Origin of the sequence: Hungatella sp. SL.1.14 (assembly GCF_024460495.1) — a bacterium.
Taxonomy (GTDB): Bacteria; Bacillota; Clostridia; order Lachnospirales; family Lachnospiraceae; genus Hungatella; species Hungatella hathewayi.
The window spans coordinates 24327-41289 of record NZ_JANFYJ010000037.1 but is presented as its reverse complement, the minus strand read 5'-3'; the positions used below and the strand labels follow the sequence as shown (position 1 = coordinate 41289).

The 16963-nt window shown below is 49.5% G+C and carries 13 protein-coding genes and 1 pseudogene; 11 read left to right on the top strand and 3 right to left on the bottom strand.

What is annotated here, in order from left to right; genetic code table 11:
* The first annotated feature begins 133 nt into the window (after positions 1-133).
* From NE473_RS27340 to NE473_RS27330, 3 genes are all read left to right on the top strand, one after another.
* Positions 134-505: a hypothetical protein gene (locus NE473_RS27340; protein ID WP_022030566.1), complete on the top strand. Its 372-nt coding sequence runs from the start codon at positions 134-136 to the stop codon at positions 503-505.
* Positions 506-642: 137 nt separating this feature from the next.
* Positions 643-807, top strand: a complete 165-nt coding sequence (locus tag NE473_RS27335; RefSeq protein WP_006771232.1) for a DUF255 domain-containing protein — start codon at positions 643-645, stop codon at positions 805-807.
* A 38-nt stretch (positions 808-845) separates the two neighbouring features.
* The gene (locus NE473_RS27330; RefSeq protein WP_055652181.1) at positions 846-2714 is read left to right on the top strand and encodes a thioredoxin domain-containing protein; all 1869 of its coding nucleotides are present in this window, start codon (positions 846-848) and stop codon (positions 2712-2714) included.
* A gap of 19 nt (positions 2715-2733) precedes the next feature.
* On the opposite strand, the gene NE473_RS27325 is transcribed toward NE473_RS27330, so the two are convergent.
* Positions 2734-3732, bottom strand: a complete 999-nt coding sequence (locus NE473_RS27325; protein WP_055652182.1) for a choloylglycine hydrolase family protein — start codon at positions 3730-3732, stop codon at positions 2734-2736.
* A 79-nt stretch (positions 3733-3811) separates the two neighbouring features.
* Positions 3812-5143, bottom strand: coding sequence for a sodium-dependent transporter (locus NE473_RS27320; protein ID WP_022030569.1), 1332 nt, complete (start codon positions 5141-5143; stop codon positions 3812-3814).
* Between the two features lie 263 nt (positions 5144-5406).
* Here NE473_RS27320 and NE473_RS27315 point away from each other — a divergent pair, with 263 nt between their 5' ends.
* The 6 genes and pseudogenes from NE473_RS27315 to NE473_RS27290 all read left to right on the top strand — a co-directional run bounded on the left by NE473_RS27315 (position 5407) and on the right by NE473_RS27290 (position 11769).
* Complete coding sequence (locus NE473_RS27315) at positions 5407-6030, top strand: TetR/AcrR family transcriptional regulator (RefSeq protein ID WP_006771236.1); 624 nt, start codon at positions 5407-5409, stop codon at positions 6028-6030.
* Between the two features lie 147 nt (positions 6031-6177).
* Positions 6178-7992, top strand: coding sequence for an ABC transporter ATP-binding protein (locus NE473_RS27310; RefSeq protein WP_055652183.1), 1815 nt, complete (start codon positions 6178-6180; stop codon positions 7990-7992).
* Positions 7989-9731, top strand: a complete 1743-nt coding sequence (locus NE473_RS27305; RefSeq protein WP_055652184.1) for an ABC transporter ATP-binding protein — start codon at positions 7989-7991, stop codon at positions 9729-9731. Before NE473_RS27310 ends, NE473_RS27305 begins: the two co-directional genes overlap by 4 nt.
* A 138-nt stretch (positions 9732-9869) precedes the next feature.
* Positions 9870-10493: a hypothetical protein gene (locus NE473_RS27300; protein ID WP_022031262.1), complete on the top strand. Its 624-nt coding sequence runs from the start codon at positions 9870-9872 to the stop codon at positions 10491-10493.
* 1 nt (position 10494) lies between these two features.
* A pseudogene (locus NE473_RS27295) lies at positions 10495-10671 on the top strand (helix-turn-helix domain-containing protein); the annotation flags it as partial.
* Between the two features lie 126 nt (positions 10672-10797).
* Positions 10798-11769: a TRAP transporter substrate-binding protein gene (locus tag NE473_RS27290; RefSeq protein ID WP_055652207.1), complete on the top strand. Its 972-nt coding sequence runs from the start codon at positions 10798-10800 to the stop codon at positions 11767-11769.
* A 71-nt stretch (positions 11770-11840) separates the two neighbouring features.
* Here the strand turns inward: NE473_RS27290 and NE473_RS27285 are convergent, their stop codons facing one another.
* Positions 11841-14741 carry a response regulator gene (locus NE473_RS27285; RefSeq protein WP_055652186.1) on the bottom strand — a complete coding sequence of 967 codons (2901 nt, stop codon included), beginning with the start codon at positions 14739-14741 and terminating at the stop codon, positions 11841-11843.
* Positions 14742-15090: 349 nt separating this feature from the next.
* Here NE473_RS27285 and NE473_RS27280 point away from each other — a divergent pair, with 349 nt between their 5' ends.
* Both NE473_RS27280 and NE473_RS27275 read left to right on the top strand, forming a co-directional pair.
* The gene (locus tag NE473_RS27280; protein ID WP_055652187.1) at positions 15091-15819 is read left to right on the top strand and encodes an IclR family transcriptional regulator; all 729 of its coding nucleotides are present in this window, start codon (positions 15091-15093) and stop codon (positions 15817-15819) included.
* A gap of 52 nt (positions 15820-15871) precedes the next feature.
* Positions 15872-16948, top strand: coding sequence for a TRAP transporter substrate-binding protein (locus NE473_RS27275; protein WP_055652188.1), 1077 nt, complete (start codon positions 15872-15874; stop codon positions 16946-16948).
* The last annotated feature ends 15 nt before the right edge of the window (positions 16949-16963 follow it).

Below are 16963 nucleotides of genomic sequence, written 5' to 3'. Positions count from 1 at the left end.
ATGAACCAGCGCTCCTGGAGGAGACCCCTCCTGATATGACATCACAGAATATCCTTACATCTATACCACAAAAAGAATAAGTCTATAGCCTGTTTTGCTTGGCTATAAACTTATTATACGAGGAGGGTTACAAATGAAACGTGAAATGGGTATCGCAAGATGTGGTCTTGCCTGCTGTCTTTGTTCGGCAAACGATACATGTGCAGGCTGTAATTCCGGTGAATGTGCGGATCGGAACTGGTGTGAAAACAGGAACTGTTCTATGGAAAAAGGAATCGCAGGCTGTTACGTCTGTGAGGAATCCTGTTCAAAAGGGCTGCTGGGGAAAATAAAGCCGCTTGGATTCAGAACATTTATTCAGCGGTATGGTGTGGAAGCCCTGCTGGACTGCCTGGAGCGCAATGAAAAGAATGGAGTCATGTATCACAGCGAGGGAATAAACGGGGATTACGACAAGTTTGAGAACGTGGAAGATCTGATTTCTTTTATCCAGTCCGGGAAATAGTCAGAAGTGCTGGTTCCGCGTATAATTTAACGCAGTCAGTGAGAACATAACAGGGTAACCATCAATCTCAGATCATTTACAGGGGGTGTATTTGCAGCTGCAAGTATGCCCTCTTTTTACAGAAAGGAGGTGGTCCTGTGGACAATCATAAGAATATACCCAATAGGTTAATCAATGAAAAGTCGCCGTATCTGCTGCAGCACGCTTATAATCCTGTGCAGTGGTATCCGTGGGGCGGGGAAGCATTTGAGAAAGCGCGGCTTGAGGATAAGCCCGTTTTTCTATCTATTGGGTACAGCTGACGTGTCTGCAGGGATGTACTTGTCACTGGTGTCACGTAATGGAGCAGGAATCATTTGAAAATGACAGGATTGCAGCACTTTTAAACAGGGAATATGTCTGCGTAAAGGTGGACAGGGAGGAGCGGCCGGATGTGGATGCGGTGTACATGTCTGTCTGTCAGGCAATGAACGGACAGGGTGGCTGGCCGCTTACGATTATTATGACTCCTGACTGCAAACCGTTCTTTTCGGGAACGTATTTTCCGCCTTATGCCAGATATGGCCGTGTGGGGCTGGAAGAATTGCTGACCGCGGTGGCCGGGCAGTGGAAGGCGGACAGGGAAACATTCTTAGACAGTGCGGGGCAGATCGAAGCTCACTTAAAAGCGCAGGAACGAATCACCATGTCGGCAGAGCCTGGACTCGACGCAGTGCATCAGGCGTTTCGGCAGTTTTTGGGTGATTTCGACAAAAAGAATGGGGGCTTTGGCGGTGCACCTAAGTTTCCGACACCCCATAACCTGATCTTTCTGATGGAGTATGGCGTAAGGGAGAAGAAGCGGGAAGCGCTTGCGATGGCGGAAACAACGCTGGTACAGATGTACCGGGGAGGAATTTTTGACCACATTGGAGGCGGGTTCTCCAGATATTCAACGGACGAAACATGGCTGGTGCCGCATTTTGAAAAAATGCTTTATGATAATGCGCTGCTTGTGATGGCTTACGTGGAAGCGTTTGGCCTGACTGGACGTAATGGATATAAACGTGTGGCCCGCCGGATTCTTGCTTATGTGGAGGCAGAACTGACAGATGAAAAAGGAGGCTTCTATTGCGGGCAGGACGCAGACAGTGAAGGGGTAGAAGGAAAGTATTATGTATTTACTCCTCAGGAAATATGCCGGATTCTGGGCCCGGACGCGGGAACGGACTTTTGCAGCTGCTACGGAATTACTGAACGTGGGAATTTTGAAGGGAAAAGCATCCCCAATCTGCTGAAAAATGAAGCGTATGAAGCGGTATGGGAAAATCACGAAAGCCCGGATTTAAAAAAACTGTATGATTACCGTATCACCCGTACCCGGCTTCACAGAGATGATAAGATACTGGTCTCCTGGAATGGCTGGATGATTTGCGCGTGCGCGAAGGCAGGAGCAGTTCTGGATGATACAAACTATCTGGATATGGCTGTCCGGGCGGAGACATTTATCCATGAAAATCTCGTACGAAATGGACGGCTGATGGTGCGTTATCGTGAAGGAGACTCTGCGGGGGAGGGAAAGCTGGACGATTATGCCTGCTATATTCTTGCCCTGCTGGAACTTTACAGGGTGACATTTCAGACAGATTATCTCACGCGGGCAGCCCAATGGGCGGAAACCATGGTACAGCAGTTTTTTGACCGGGAGCGGGGCGGGTTCTGGATGACTGCGGAAGACGGGGAACCGCTTATTGTGAGAACAAAAGAGACTTATGACGGTGCAGTGCCGTCAGGAAATTCAGCTGCAGCTTTAGGACTGTATCAGCTGGCCCGGATCACCGGGGAGACGAAATGGCAGGATGTATTGAATCAACAGCTGCATTATCTGGCAGGCGCTATGGAGGGATATCCGTCCGGACACAGTTTTGCGCTGCTGACGATGATGAATGTCCTGTATCCCTCCAGGGAACTGGTGTGCACGGTTTCACCTGATGAAAGCGGTGAAACGCTGAGCATTCTGGCTCGCCGTCTGGCATATCTGGCAGAAACCGTGCCGGGACTGACCGTTGTGGTGAAGACGGCAGACAATGAAACGGAGCTGACGAAGCTGGCGCCCTATATCGGAAATTACCCGCTGCCGGAAGCCGGATCTCTTTTTTATCTCTGCAGCGGCAGCAGATGTATGCCTCCTGTGAAGAGTCTGGAGGAATTAGCGGGGAAATGGACATGAATCTAAACACACAGATCCACTATACCTCCAGACGGTCAAACTGTGTTGGTTTATTCAAACTTACCAGCGGCAACGCTTTCAGATCACCGCCGGACGCCGAAGGCAGTTTGGCAGATGTAAACCGGCTGTTATCATATGTTTTAAAGAAATATTCTTTTGCAGACAGATCAATAAATGCCGTGTACTGGGTATAGCTGGGCGTACCGCGGGAGGTCATGACGGCTCCTTTTGGAATGGTGACGCTGTTCATAATGTGAAAACAGGTGTTTACAGCCGCCTGCCTGTCAGCCGGAATGGGGGTGTGACTCTTTAGCCATGCGGTTCGCACGAATCTCGACGGCGAGGTATAATCTCCCGGAAGGCCGAATGTTCCTCCTCCCTGTCCAAATGGCGTAAGCTTTACAGAATCCCACTCTCTCTCGGGAGGCTGATCCGGCGTCACATTCATGTAGTTGCGGAGATTGGTCAGATGCCACGGAAGATCAGGACTGTTGGCAAGCACCCCTATGGGATTCTCCATAATATGTAAGCCGTCTGCTGTTTTTTCCGCGACAAGGCATTTACCGCTTTGATCCGCCATAATCCAGTGAAGCGGTGCAATGGAATGGGTGACAGAGTCTTCCGCACCGACGATTCTGACAGAGCGGAGCAGAGAGGCGGCATGATCTGCAGAATGGCACATTCCCAGCAGAAAACTGACGACCTCGAGGGCAGTAATGGAAAGTCCCCTGGAATCCGGTGAGGCGATGGGATCGTAAACGGCGTAACCGGGGAAATACAGCATTGCAGCCGCAAACCCCATCTCGTTGACACCATCGGCGAAGATAATCCGTGAGATGTCCTGGCCGATTCCCATGAAACTGTATTGATTCCTGATTTTGTGAGTGTTCAGGAGATTCTTCCATTCATATCCTTTTGGAATAAAATACAGCTCCGGTTCCAGCTGATAGGAAAAATCCATGGTGCGTCCAAAATAAACTTCTCTTTGCGGTGTCTGGACAGTGATTGCGGTACACATTCCAATTCCTCCATGTTCAGGTAAAATAAGATATGGTAATGTATATTCCTGTCACAGTATAAATATTCAGACGGGTCTGTCACCGCCCCGAGACTGTATGATAAATGGCAATGAACCCTGTAATGGTTACAATGGCGACCATCACCGGAGTAATAAACTTGATTAAGAAAACCCAGATTTTTGCCAGTCTGAAGCGCACACCGTTTTGCTCGATTTCCGCAATCAGATTTTTGGGACTCCATTTCCAGGCCACATAATAACACATGAAGATGCCGCCCAGAGGGAGAAAGATGTTGTCCGTCAGCATGCAGACAAAATCAAAGATATTGTAATTCAGTATGGAGATATCCGCCAGTGGTCCGAAGGACAGGGAACTGGGGATTCCAAGCAGGAAGATGGCCGTGGCTAAGAGAAGCACGGCTTTTTTTCTGCTCCAGTGCCACGTTCCCATGACGAAGGAGGCACATACCTCCAGGAGAGCTACTGCGCTTGTCACAGCGGCAAACAGCACCAGTAAAAAGAAAAGGGCAGCGAAAACCGTTCCGCCCTTCAGGGCATCAAAAACCTTTGGAAGCGTGACGAAGATCAGACTGGGGCCTGAGGCCGGCTCTAAGCCGCTGGCAAATACAGCCGGGAAGATGGCAATTCCCGCCAGCACGGCGATAGTGGTGTCCAGCGCGGCAATATTCATGCAGCTTCTCGGGATGCTGACTTCTTTGTTTAAGTAGCTTCCATAAGTAATGGTGATACCCATGCAGAGACTTAAGGAGTAGAAGACCTGTCCCAGAGCCGCACTGACCGACGTAATGTTAAACGCTTCAAATTTTGGTGAAAAGATAAACGCAAGCCCTTCTCCGGCTCCCGGCAGAGTGACGCCGCGGATGATGATGACGATCAAGATGACAAACAGCGCCGGCATCATGAATTTGCTGGCCTTTTCAATTCCATTTACACCGAAATAGCAGATCAGCCCGGTAATCAGCATGAAGATGAAAAACCAGACCAGCGGTTCCACCGGCTTCGCTGTAAATGCCGCGAAATCGGCCGGAGCCTGAAAGGCAGTTGCATAGCTGACAAAGTATTTGATAATCCAGCCGCCGATAATCGCATAATAGGACAGGATGACAAAGGCCGCCAGAACACCGAAATAGCCAACGATCCTGGCGTGCGGGTGAATCGTGTCATACGCAAGAACGGGGTTTTTTCCGGTTTTTCGTCCCAGGGACATCTCCGTGATCATAACGGGAACGCCCAGAATGCAGATAAAAAACAGATAGGCGACCAGAAACGGAAATCCGCCGTTACGCCCCATGAGATACGGGAACTTCCAGAGATTGCCCAGGCCGATGGCCGCACCGGCGGTAGCCAGGATAAATCCCATCTTGCTGGCCCATTTGTTGTTAGTTTTCATAAGTGATAACCCCCAATAATATGTTCTTTTCTCGTGTGTATACGCCAAAGGCCGGAACCTGAAAACGGGCGGCTGATACACAGCTTTTTTATTATACTGAATAATTGGGGAAATAGCAATTCTCATTCCATGTAAATATGACAGTTACTGAGAAAAATGGTTCAGTAAGCTGTATTGACTGTTTTCTGATTTTGTCGTATTATAACGATGTTATATAACACTGTTATAAAAACGCTTGAACCAGAGCAGAATTGAGGTAATAAATGGGTACCCAAAACAGGGATACGGCTGCGGCAATTCTGGAGGCCGGCAGGAAAGAATTTATGGAATACGGATATGAGAAGGCTTCATTAAGGCGGATTGCCAAAGAAGCCTCGGTCACCACCGGCGCAATCTATGGTTATTTTGCAGGGAAGGAGGCGCTGTTTGCGGCGCTGACGGAAGATGCGGCGGAGGAACTGGTGGAACTGTATACAAAGGTACACAGCGATTTTGCGTCGCTTCCGCCCGAGGAGCAGCCGGCTATGTTGAATGTTGTGACGGAGGAGTGTGTTCCGTGGCTGGTGAATTACATCTATGACCATTTCGAGGCGTTTAAGCTGCTTCTGTGCTGCGGCGCTCCCGGCTGTGGAGAACGCTTCTTTGACCGGCTGGCCGAGGTGGAGGAGCGGTCATGCCATGATTTTGTGGCGGCGGTAGAGCAGATGGGTTATCCGGTCCCCAAACTGGGAGACGCGTTGATCCATATCGTGTGCAGCACCTTCTTTCGGCAGATTCAGGAGTTTGTAGACCACGATATCCCGCGGGAAGAGGCAGTGTCCTGCTCCCTCATCTTAAGCCGTTTCCAGCATGCGGGGTGGAAAAAGATCCTGAATCTGCCTTCATAGTCAGGAATGGAAGACAGATAAATCAGATGCAATAGTACCTGTAGACAGGTACGTATTGTACTATATGGTTAGTTAAAACTAACTAAACGGCGGGAGACGATGCGAGTTACGATACAAGTTACAATTCAACAAAAAGGAGGATGAAAAATGGAAAGCAGTAACAGGAAAATCATGACACGGCTTCCGGAGACAAAGAAAGTCACGCTGATGACCTTTGCCGGAAAATACCGGTTCCTTACGGGAGCCGGCTGTGTCTTATCGGGAATCAGTTCCGTGATTGCGCTGGCGCCCTATCTGTGCATGTGGAATGTCGTAAAAGAGGTGGTTCTGTCCTGGAATACCGGACTGGACAACCGGCACCTGGTTTATTGGGGCTGGCTGGCGGTGGCCTCCTCACTGATCAGCATGCTGTTATATTTTGGAGCGCTTATGTGTACTCATTTATCGGCGTTCCGCACGGCCAGAAATATGAAGACCGTGGCACTTCACCATCTGACAAGGCTGCCGGTCGGATATTTTAAACAGGAGGGAAGCGGAAAGCTTCGCCGGATTATCGATGACGGAGCCGGGCAGACGGAGACTTATCTGGCCCATCAGCTTCCGGACCTGGCCGGGGCTGTCGTAACGCCTGTCGCTGTTCTCGTGCTTCTTCTGGTCTTTGACTGGAGATTTGGCCTGATCAGCCTGGTTCCTATGGGTGTGGGCGTATTTTTCTTAAGCCGCATGATGGGAACCGGGATGGCGGAGTGTATGCGGCAGTATCAGAATGCCCTGGAAGATATGAATAACGAAGCGGTGGAGTATGTCCGGGGAATTCCGGTGGTTAAGACGTTTCAGCAGAGTATATTTTCGTTTAAGAGCTTTCACGATTCGATTCTACGGTATCGGGACTGGGCGGTGAATTATACCATCTCCCTGCGCATTCCCATGTGTGCCTATACAGTCAGCATCAACGGGATTTTTGCCATACTGATTCCCGCCGGAATTCTGCTGGCCGGTGATATTTCCAGAGGGGCCTCCTATACGGCTGCTGCGCTGGATATTATCTTTTATATTCTGTTCAGCCCGATCTGTGTGGCAATGATGGATAAGATCATGTGGACCAGTGAAAATACCATGGCAGCCAGAGATGCCATGAACCGCGTCTTAAAAATTCTGAAGGAAGAGCCGCTTTCCGAACCGCCAGTCCCGAAGAAGCCGAAGGATTATACGATTCAGTTTCAGGATGTGACCTTTTCTTACCGGAAGGGAGGTATTGCAGCTCTGGATAAAGTCTCCCTTACGGTTCCGCAGGGGACTGCCGCGGCCATAGTGGGGGCTTCCGGCAGCGGAAAGACCACACTGGTAAGCCTGATTCCCCGATTTTTCGATGTCAGTAGCGGAAGTATCACCATAGGAGGTGCTGATGTGCGTGAGATCGGTACGGAAGAACTGATGAAAAAGGTCAGCTTTGTATTTCAGGACTGCCACTTATTTAAGGATACCCTGCTGAATAACATACGGGCAGCCAGGCCCCAGGCTGCGGAGGCAGAGGTGAGGCGGGCTTTGGAAGCCGCACGATGCGAAGATATCATTGAGAAAATGCCGCAGGGGCTCCATACCGTCGTCGGCACAAAGGGAGTCTATTTATCGGGAGGCGAGGTACAGCGGATCGCCCTGGCGAGAGCGATCTTAAAGGATGCCCCCATCGTTCTGCTGGATGAGGCGACTGCATTTGCAGATCCTGACAATGAGTACCTGATTCAACAGGGATTCGAGAAACTGGCAGAAGGCAAGACGGTTATCATGATCGCCCACAGGCTGTCCACCATTTGCCGTGCGGACCGCATCTTTGTGATGGAGAAGGGACGCATTGCGGAAGAGGGAAGCCATAACGAGCTTCTCGCATCCGGCGGACTGTACGCCAGGATGTGGGAGGATTACCAGAGGTCGGCAGAATGGAAGGTAGGTGGAACGGCATGAGTAAATATCTTCAGAAAAAATTTGCATTGAGCGAGCAGGGGGGAAAAGATCTGACAAAAGCAATCGTTTGCTGTGCCCTGACGAATATCAGCCTGATGTTTCCGATGGGAATCCTGTTCCTGTTTATGGAGCGGCTGACCGGCCCCCTCATCGGTCTTGTCCCCCCGGACCTGGGAATCGGCGGGTATGTGGGAATCAGCGTGGTTCTGCTGGCGGTTATTGGCTTCTTTGAATATCTGCAGTACAACGCGACGTTTCTCTCCTCCTATCAGGAGAGCGCCGATATGAGAATCAGACTGGCGGAACGGCTTCGTATGCTGCCTCTGTCGTTTTTTGGAAAACGAGATCTGGCCGATTTGACAACCACAATTATGGCGGACTGTGCATTTGTGGAGAAAGCATTTTCTCATTTTATCCCGGAACTGATCGGAGCTTTGATTTCCACAGTGCTGATCGGAATCGGACTTCTTGCCGCAAACTGGAGGATGGGAATTGCGGTGTTATGGGTTGCTCCAGTGTCAATTCTGCTGGCAGTTCTGTCAAGACCGCTTGTGGACAGGATGGAGCGCAGGCAGAAGGGGAAAAAGATCGCAGCCTCCGATGGTATCCAGGAATGCATTGAAAATATTCAGGATATCAGGGCCAATAACCAGCGCGCGGATTATCTAAAGAAGCTGGACCGGAAAATCATGGATGTGGAATCCGTTACAGTTAAGCTGGAACTGTTAAACGGCACGCTGGTGACCTCGGCTCAGATGATCTTAAAGATCGGCATGGCAACTACCGTGCTGGTTGGCGCGTCTCTTCTTGTGTCTGGTTCCATAAGCTTTATGATCTTTCTGATGTTCATGCTGGCTGCGACCAGACTGTACCAGCCGCTCAGCGGCTGCCTTCAGAACCTGTCTGCCGTATATTCCACGCTGCTTGTTGTGGAGAGGATGAAGACAATTGAGGAACAGAAGATTCAGCAGGGGAGAGAAGACGCCGACTGTCATGGCTATGATATTGTGTTTGACCGGGTGGGCTTCTCTTATAAGGAAGGGGAACCGGTTTTGCGTGAGGTGTCCTTCACTGCGAAGCAGGGGCAGGTTACGGCTCTCGTGGGGCCATCCGGAGGAGGAAAATCTACCAGCGCAAAGCTGGCCGCACGGTTCTGGGATGCCGACAAGGGCAGGATCACCATCGGCGGCAGTGACATCAGCAAAATAGAGCCGGAGACGCTGCTGAAGAGTTTCTCCATCGTATTCCAGGACGTAGTTCTGTTCAACAATACGATTATGGAAAATATTCGTCTGGGCAGAAAGGGGGCCTCCGACGAAGAAGTCCTGGCGGCAGCCAGGGCAGCTCAGTGCGAAGAATTTATTAGCCGTCTTCCTGAGGGCTATCAGACCAGAATCGGAGAAAACGGCTCCACCCTTTCCGGCGGCGAACGGCAGCGGCTGTCCATCGCCAGGGCTCTCTTAAAGGACGCACCGATCATACTTATGGATGAGGCTACCGCTTCCCTGGATGTGGAAAATGAGACATTGGTCCAGGAGGCCATCTCCAATCTTGTAAAGGATAAGACCGTGCTGATTATTGCTCACCGGATGCGGACTGTGGCTGGCGCCGATCAGATTATTGTGCTAAAGGATGGATGCGTGGCGGAACAGGGAACGCCGGAGAAGCTGTTGGAGGAGAATGGAATTTACCGTCATATGACGGAGCTTCAAAACAGGAGTTTGTCCTGGCGTCTGTGAAGACAGATCTCCTATTCATCAAAAAATCATAGAATCGCCTGTGTTTCTACGGAAAGTATCTGTAAAAAAACGGTATTTGATGGTAAAATGGTTAGTAACACAAATAAGGTGACTATAACATAGATGAGAGAGGATAAAATGGAGAATCAGAAAATCAGAATTATAAAGAAAAACAATGATTTTTCCCTGGAATACAAGCCGGGCGATATTTTCACGGTAGACAGCACCTGGTACGGAGGCGTCAACGTTACAAGCAAATCCGGAATTCCGCTGTCGCTGGACCGGGAGGAATACGAGCTTTATCAGGAGGCAGAGGAGCCACGCCGTGAAATCGACCGGTATTCCTATCATCTGGGCGCTATGGACAGTTTCTGTGAGATGGTGGCGGCAGGAGTAAAGAAGCTGGCCATGAGCCATCCCTGCGCCACAAAGGAGGAGCGGGACTCATTTTTGCCGGAGGTGAAACGGATTTGTGATTCATACGGGATCCTGTTCTATCCGGAAGATGAAGCATTTCTGACAGATTTATTTCCTGAAGAACTGAACCGGGGGACGTATAACTATCTGTTTTACAGCACGAACGAGGTGCTGGAGGCGTACCTGGGGCTGAAAGAAGAACAGAAGCGGCTTATGGAAGACGGCACATACACCAGACAGCAAAGCTATGAGACCGCCAGGCAGTTCGGGCGGCTTCTCTCCTATACGGAAGAAGGAATTGCGCGGCTGATAGAGAAAACAGAGAAGCAGAAGATAGAAGGATAAGCTGACCGAGGTCCGGATGGAGGAAGCCGGGAAGCTGCTGGAGGAGTCAACCGTGAACGTAAAAGAGATCGGTAAAGCAGTCGGTTATGCGGACTCCAATTACTTTGCAAAGGTATTTAAACGGACTACGGGACAGAGTCCTACAGAATATCGTATGGATATTTTTCAAAGGACGTAAGAAACTGCGTAAAAACGGCAGGTGCAGACGGCTGGACAAGTATTTCCAGGCCATTGCGGAAAAAAACTGGCAGAAAGGAGGTACTGTGCTGTGAGAATAAAGGCGGTGTTATTGTTTGGTTTAGCAATGGTTATTCTGACTGCATGCGGCGGACGGAAGGAAGATCAGAAAATGGCTTCTGCTCCTGAATTCGTTTTTACGTATGCAGAGAATCAGGCAGAAGACTATCCCACAACACAGGGGGCCTGCAGATTTGCTGATCTGGTGGAAGAGAAGACCGGAGGGAGAATTAAGATTCTGGTCAAGGCGGACGGCAATCTGGGCGATGAGAAGACGGTAATCGAGCAGATACAGTTCGGCGGAGTCGATTTTGCGCGTGTGTCCCTGACGCCATTGGCGGAATTTGTCCCCAGGCTGAATGTGCTGCAGATGCCTTATCTCTATACGGGAAGGGAACATATGTGGAAGGTTCTGGATGGGGAGATCGGAGACGATTTCTTAAATTCCTTTGACGGTTCCGGCCTTGTAGCCCTCTCCTGGTACGATGCGGGAGCCCGCAACTTCTACAGTTCGACGAAGCCGATCACAAAGCTGGAGGACATGAAGGGCATGAAAATCCGAGTCCAGGAGTCGGAGCTGATGGTGGGAATGATAGAGGCGCTGGGGGCTTCTGCGGTGCCCATGGCCTATGATAAGGTCTATTCTGCCCTGCAGACCGGACTCATCGACGGGGCGGAGAATAACTGGCCTTCCTATGAATCCACCACTCACTACGAGGTTGCTGGATATTATACGATTGATGAACACAACCGGGTTCCGGAGCTTCAGCTGATATCCCGGGTCACATGGGAGAAGCTGACGAAAGAGGATCAGGATATCATACGGGAATGCGCCCGGGAATCTTCTCTGTACGAACGGGAACTGTGGGAAGAACGGGAACAGAGTTCTGAGAAAAAGGTGCGGGATGCAGGCTGTCAGGTGGTGGAGCTGTCTCCGGAGGAAAAGGCCAGATTTCAGGAGGCGGTCACGTCCATGTACGGAGAGTACTGTGCGGAGTATATGGATATGATCGATGCGATTGCAGCTGCGGGGAAATGAAACCTGCCGGAAAATAACAGAAAATGGGAAGTGGACGCCGGACAGGGCGCTTCACTTCCCATTTTTTAATCTTACGTTCTGATTGCTTTTTCCAATTCGTGGATCAGCACGCTTACATCCAACGGCTTGATCAGATAACCGTTCATGGACGCTTCGAATGCCTTTTTCCTGTCTTCTTCAAAGGCGTTGGCAGTCATGGCTAAAATCGGTATCGAGTCAGAATCCTCACGGCCCAGGGCACGGATTCCCTTGGTAGCCTCCAGACCGTCCATGACAGGCATGCGGATATCCATTAGAACAGCCTGATAAGTTCCGGGATCATGACTGCTGAAGCAGTCTATGGCGGCCGCACCGTTTCCGGCGACATCTACGACTGCGCCGTTCATCTCCAGAAGCGTCTTTGCGATCTCCTGATTAAGCTCATTGTCTTCGACAAGGAGAATCCGGGCCCCCACCAGTACAGATTCCTGAGTCTGCAAATCGGGTATGGCTGGTTCCGGAGCCTCCTTTCTGTCGAGTTTTAAAAGTGTGTCGTAAATTGTCGAACGGAATAACGGCTTGGCGATGAAGTAATCGATTCCGGCCTCCCGGGCCTCCTCCTCAATGCCGCGCCAGTCATATGCGGTTATCATGATAATCATGGTATCCGGACCTACCAGACGGCGGATCCGGCGGGCGGTTTCGATGCCGTCCATCCCCGGCATCTTCCAGTCGATCATGGCGATATCAAACATCCAGTGTTCCGCCATGGCGTTTTCCACTTCCCGGACGGCGCGGATACCGGAGTCCACCCAGCGGGTGGCTGCCCCGATGTCGTCCAGAATCAGAGCCGTCTGCCTGCCCACAGAAGGATCGTCGTCTACCACCAGTACCTGGAACCCTTTTAGGAGATTCTGGCGTTTCCGCTCCCATTCCTGCTCCTCGTTATCGGTTACCAGCTGGAAGGGAACGGTGACGGTGAAACGGCTTCCCTCCTGCTTGTGACTCGTGACGGAGATGGTACCGCCCATCAGCTGTACGAGGCTGTAGACGATGGAAAGGCCGAGGCCGCTCCCCACATTGTTCCGGGCATTGCCGGGAGCTTCCTGCTCGAAGGGCTGGAAGAGCCGATCCATGAACTCTTCTGACATTCCGATTCCGTTATCCTCAATGACAAACTGAATATAGGCGTATCCGTTGGTCCGTTTTTCCTCTGCTATATCGACGGAGACAGAACCGCCCGGCTGTGTAAATTTCAGTGCATTTGACAGGAGATTCATGAGAATCTGCTTCATACGGAGGGAATCTCCAATATAGTGGCTTTCCAAAGGTTCCCGGTGACGCATCTCATAAGCAATCTCCCGTTCCAGTGTCTGCGGATAGATAATCTGATTAATCTCTTCCACAAACGCCCTGAAATCAAAAAGATCATGGGCGATTTCCATCTTATCAGTCTCAATCCTGGACATATCCAGGATATCATTGATCAGGGAAAGAAGGTATTTGGACGAAGTATCAATCTTTTGGAAGCAGTCCTTTACGGTTCTGGAATCATGAAGCTTGATCTGTCCGATGGTGCTCATGCCTATGATGGCATTCATCGGAGTCCGGATATCGTGGCTCATGCGGGAAAGAAAGTCTGATTTTGCGCGGCTGGCTGCCTGGGCGGAGGCAAGGGCATCGCGGAGCAGCTGTTCCTGGCGGGCCTGTTCCTGACGGAGTTCATCGAGAAACTTGACGAGACAGATCGTCAGAACATCGTCGTTAAAGGGATTTTCCACGGCAATTGCGTGAAGGGACAGCCAGTGGTACTTCCCATCCTGTCCCTGTCCCTGCAGCTCCATATAGATTTCCTGTTCTCCGGCAGAGAAGCGGCGCTGGAGAGCTTCAGGGCTGAAGGTGCTGGCAAAGTCAGCCTGATAGGAACTGTAGATATCTGGAATACAACTGGCATAAAGCTCCGTAAAGCATCCATCCGGACTCAGCTGATACTCCGCCTGTTCATTTAGAAAACAGTGGTAGGTGTCCTGCGTCAGATTGACACTTACGATTAAGGGATAAGCAGTGCAGATCGCAGCACGCAGGAAACGGTTCTCCAGTACCCGCTCCTGTTCCTGCGCCTGTTCCAGCCGCATCTGTTCCGTAATATCAGTAAATACCGCCTGGATGACCTCCATACCGTTGCTGTTGATGATTCGTCCCATAACGACATTGATCCAGGCCTCCTCCCCATCTCTCCTGATACAGTGACGGCGGTAAGATGCAGATTCCCCATTCAGGGTCAGCCGGTCGAGGAGTGTGGAAATCCATTCCTGATCCTGTAAGTCAACCTTCTGGAGCGGGTTACTGACGGCTTCCCGGTACTCGGTCTCAGAATCATATCCATAAAATTTCCATACCATGGGATTGACTGAAATGATAGTATGGGCCGGATCTGTAGAAAACTGGAGAATACCGCAGGGAAGCGTATGATACAGCTGCTCCAGAAAACGCGTCTGATGCTCATACTCCTGTTTTTTCGTGTCCAGGGCAGATTTAAGACGTTCAAAGGCCTCGCGGCCTGATTCCACCGGAAAGAGTTCGTCATCATGAATCTCCGAAAACGGGACAGAGTTGTGAATATGGACTGTCTCTAAGCCATCCCCTTTTTCGCGGAAAACGAAGGTGGCTCTCTGCTGGGTGTTTAAGTAGGCCCCGGATTCCGGTTTGCTTAAGAGACGGCTGACTGCTTCACATAAGTAGGAACCGCCGCCTAAATCGATGGAATGATACTGCTCATCGTACATGCTGCAGGCAATCATACCATCTTTTCCACTGCGGAATACCGCGGCCACTGCTTCTTTTCCTTCCGCCTTCTGGTGCTCTCCGCCGCCAAGCCATATGATATCATCTGCAAATGTCGATATCATAAATTCCATGTCAGAGTCGCAAAAGTACGTAGTCAGTATTTTGCGGGTCAGTGACTCTATTTCAGCCAGTGTCTTTTTACCCAATACAATTACCTCCCGGATTAAACCCAAAGTATATTTCTTTTATCATAGCACAGATTGATATGGGAAGAAAGTGTGCCTGATTTAATTAAGGAATAAAAAAGTAAAAAAATGGAAATTAAAAAAGGCAGTAAAACTCACATATAAAAATGTAAAAATGATATAATTTGTCCATGATAAAATAAAAAGATATCGCTAATCTCTATAATATACTCAATTTTTATAAGCAAATCAAGAAAAAAATATCTAAAATATCCAAAAAACGCTTGCAATTTAAAAGACATTCCTCTATAATACCGGTGTGAAACAGGTGTCCCGTAAAATGGGACAACACGAAAGGAAGGTAAAAATTATGATAGAGAAAGCATTTATGATCCTTGAAGCAATCACACAGACACGGGGAAATAACAGTTTGAACATTATCAGCGACCATGTGGACATTCCAAGGAGTACCGTGCACAGACTTTTGAGAATGATGCAGGATTGCGGGATGGTGGATTACGATCCAGACAGAGGATACCTGTTGTCCGGTAAGCTGGTTCGTATGTGTCTGGCGGGATTGGGGGACAGGGATTTTCTGGATGTGGCTATACCAGTAACGCAGGAACTAAATTCCATAATCAGGGAGACTGTTTCAATTAATGTACTGGTAGGCTATGAACGGACATGTGTTTATCGGGTGGAAGGAGACATGGCTATTATAAGAAATGTGAAGATTGGAACTCACAATCCGCTTTTCATCGGATCCACAGGAAAGGTGCTTGCCTCGGGACTCTCACCAAAGAAATATGTGGAAGCACAAAAGTACATGATCGAGCAGGGGAAGGTCAGTCCGGAAGGCTTAAAAAAACTCGATGCAGAAATTAAGAAATGCGGGGAAGTCGGATATGCCGTCAGTGTTCAGGAGAGATATGAAGGCTGCTGGTCCATGGCGGTACCTGTGATTAACCCCATAAGCGGTGAGATGCTGGGGACTCTGTCGATAAGCTCGGTAATTGACCGGTATACACAGGAAAATACGGAGCGGTATTTACAGCTGCTGAAGGAGGCAGTCAGAAAAATTCAGCTTAGACTGTTTTAAAAAGTACGGAAAAACCATGACATGTTGAACTGCAAGGAAAGGAGAAGGAGTTATGAGGAAGATGAAAAGGGTTGCGGCACTGGCATTGGTATCGATTATGGTTTTGTCGGCCTGTTCTGGAGGGGGACAGAGCAATACAGCAGCTGAACAGCCGGCTGCAAAGACAAAGCAGGAGACATCGGCATCTAAGTCCGAAGAAACAATCAGCATTAAAGTTACCACAACACAGAATCCTAATCAGCAGATGGGAAAGGGTATGGCACTTTTGGAAGAAAACCTCAAGAAGGAATTGGGAGACGGTGTAAAAGTGGATGGCTATGATTCAGCCCAGCTTTATACTGGCGCGGAGGAGATTACAGCGTGTGAACACGGGGACATACAGATGTTCTTTGGTACAGGCGGTGTTATGGAGACGGTGAGTAAATCTGTAATGGTTGTAAAACTTCCATACCTGTTTCCAGATACAGAAACAGCATATGAAGTGCTGGAAGATCCTCAGATTAATTCAATGATATATGGAAAATTAGATGATTCGGGTCTGAAACTGCTGGGTATGTTTAACTCAGGTATTTCCATGGCTGCAAATAATAAGCACGCGATTAAATCTCCAGGGGACTTTAAGGGATTAAAGATGAGAGCGCCTGGAACTATGGAAGCTATGAACCTGGCACAACTTGGAGCCTCCTCTATTACGACGCCTGCTGAAGAAACGTATTCTTCTGTACAACAGGGGGTTATTGACGGCATGGTAACACCTACCAGCGTATTTCTTGCCAGAAATTTTAATGAAGTTCAGGATTATGTAACGAATCCGGGAATGATGGCTCTTACGATCGGTTATCTCGTTTGCAACGAGGAATGGCTCGAAAGCCTCCCCGAGGATGTAAAGGCTAAGGTTTTGAAAGCAGTGGACAGCACCGTGGAGCAAATGAGAATTGATATTCAGAAGGACACCGATCAGATTTTCGAAAAGTGTGCGGAATTGGGCTGTGATGTTTATACAATGACTCCAGATGATATTGAAGCGATGAAAAGTGCCCTGGAACCGGTATACGACAAGATGGCAGAAGAAGTAGGGCGTGATGTAATCGATGCGGTTAAGGCCAAAGTGGACGAAGTTACAAAGTAATTGTCTGACGATGTA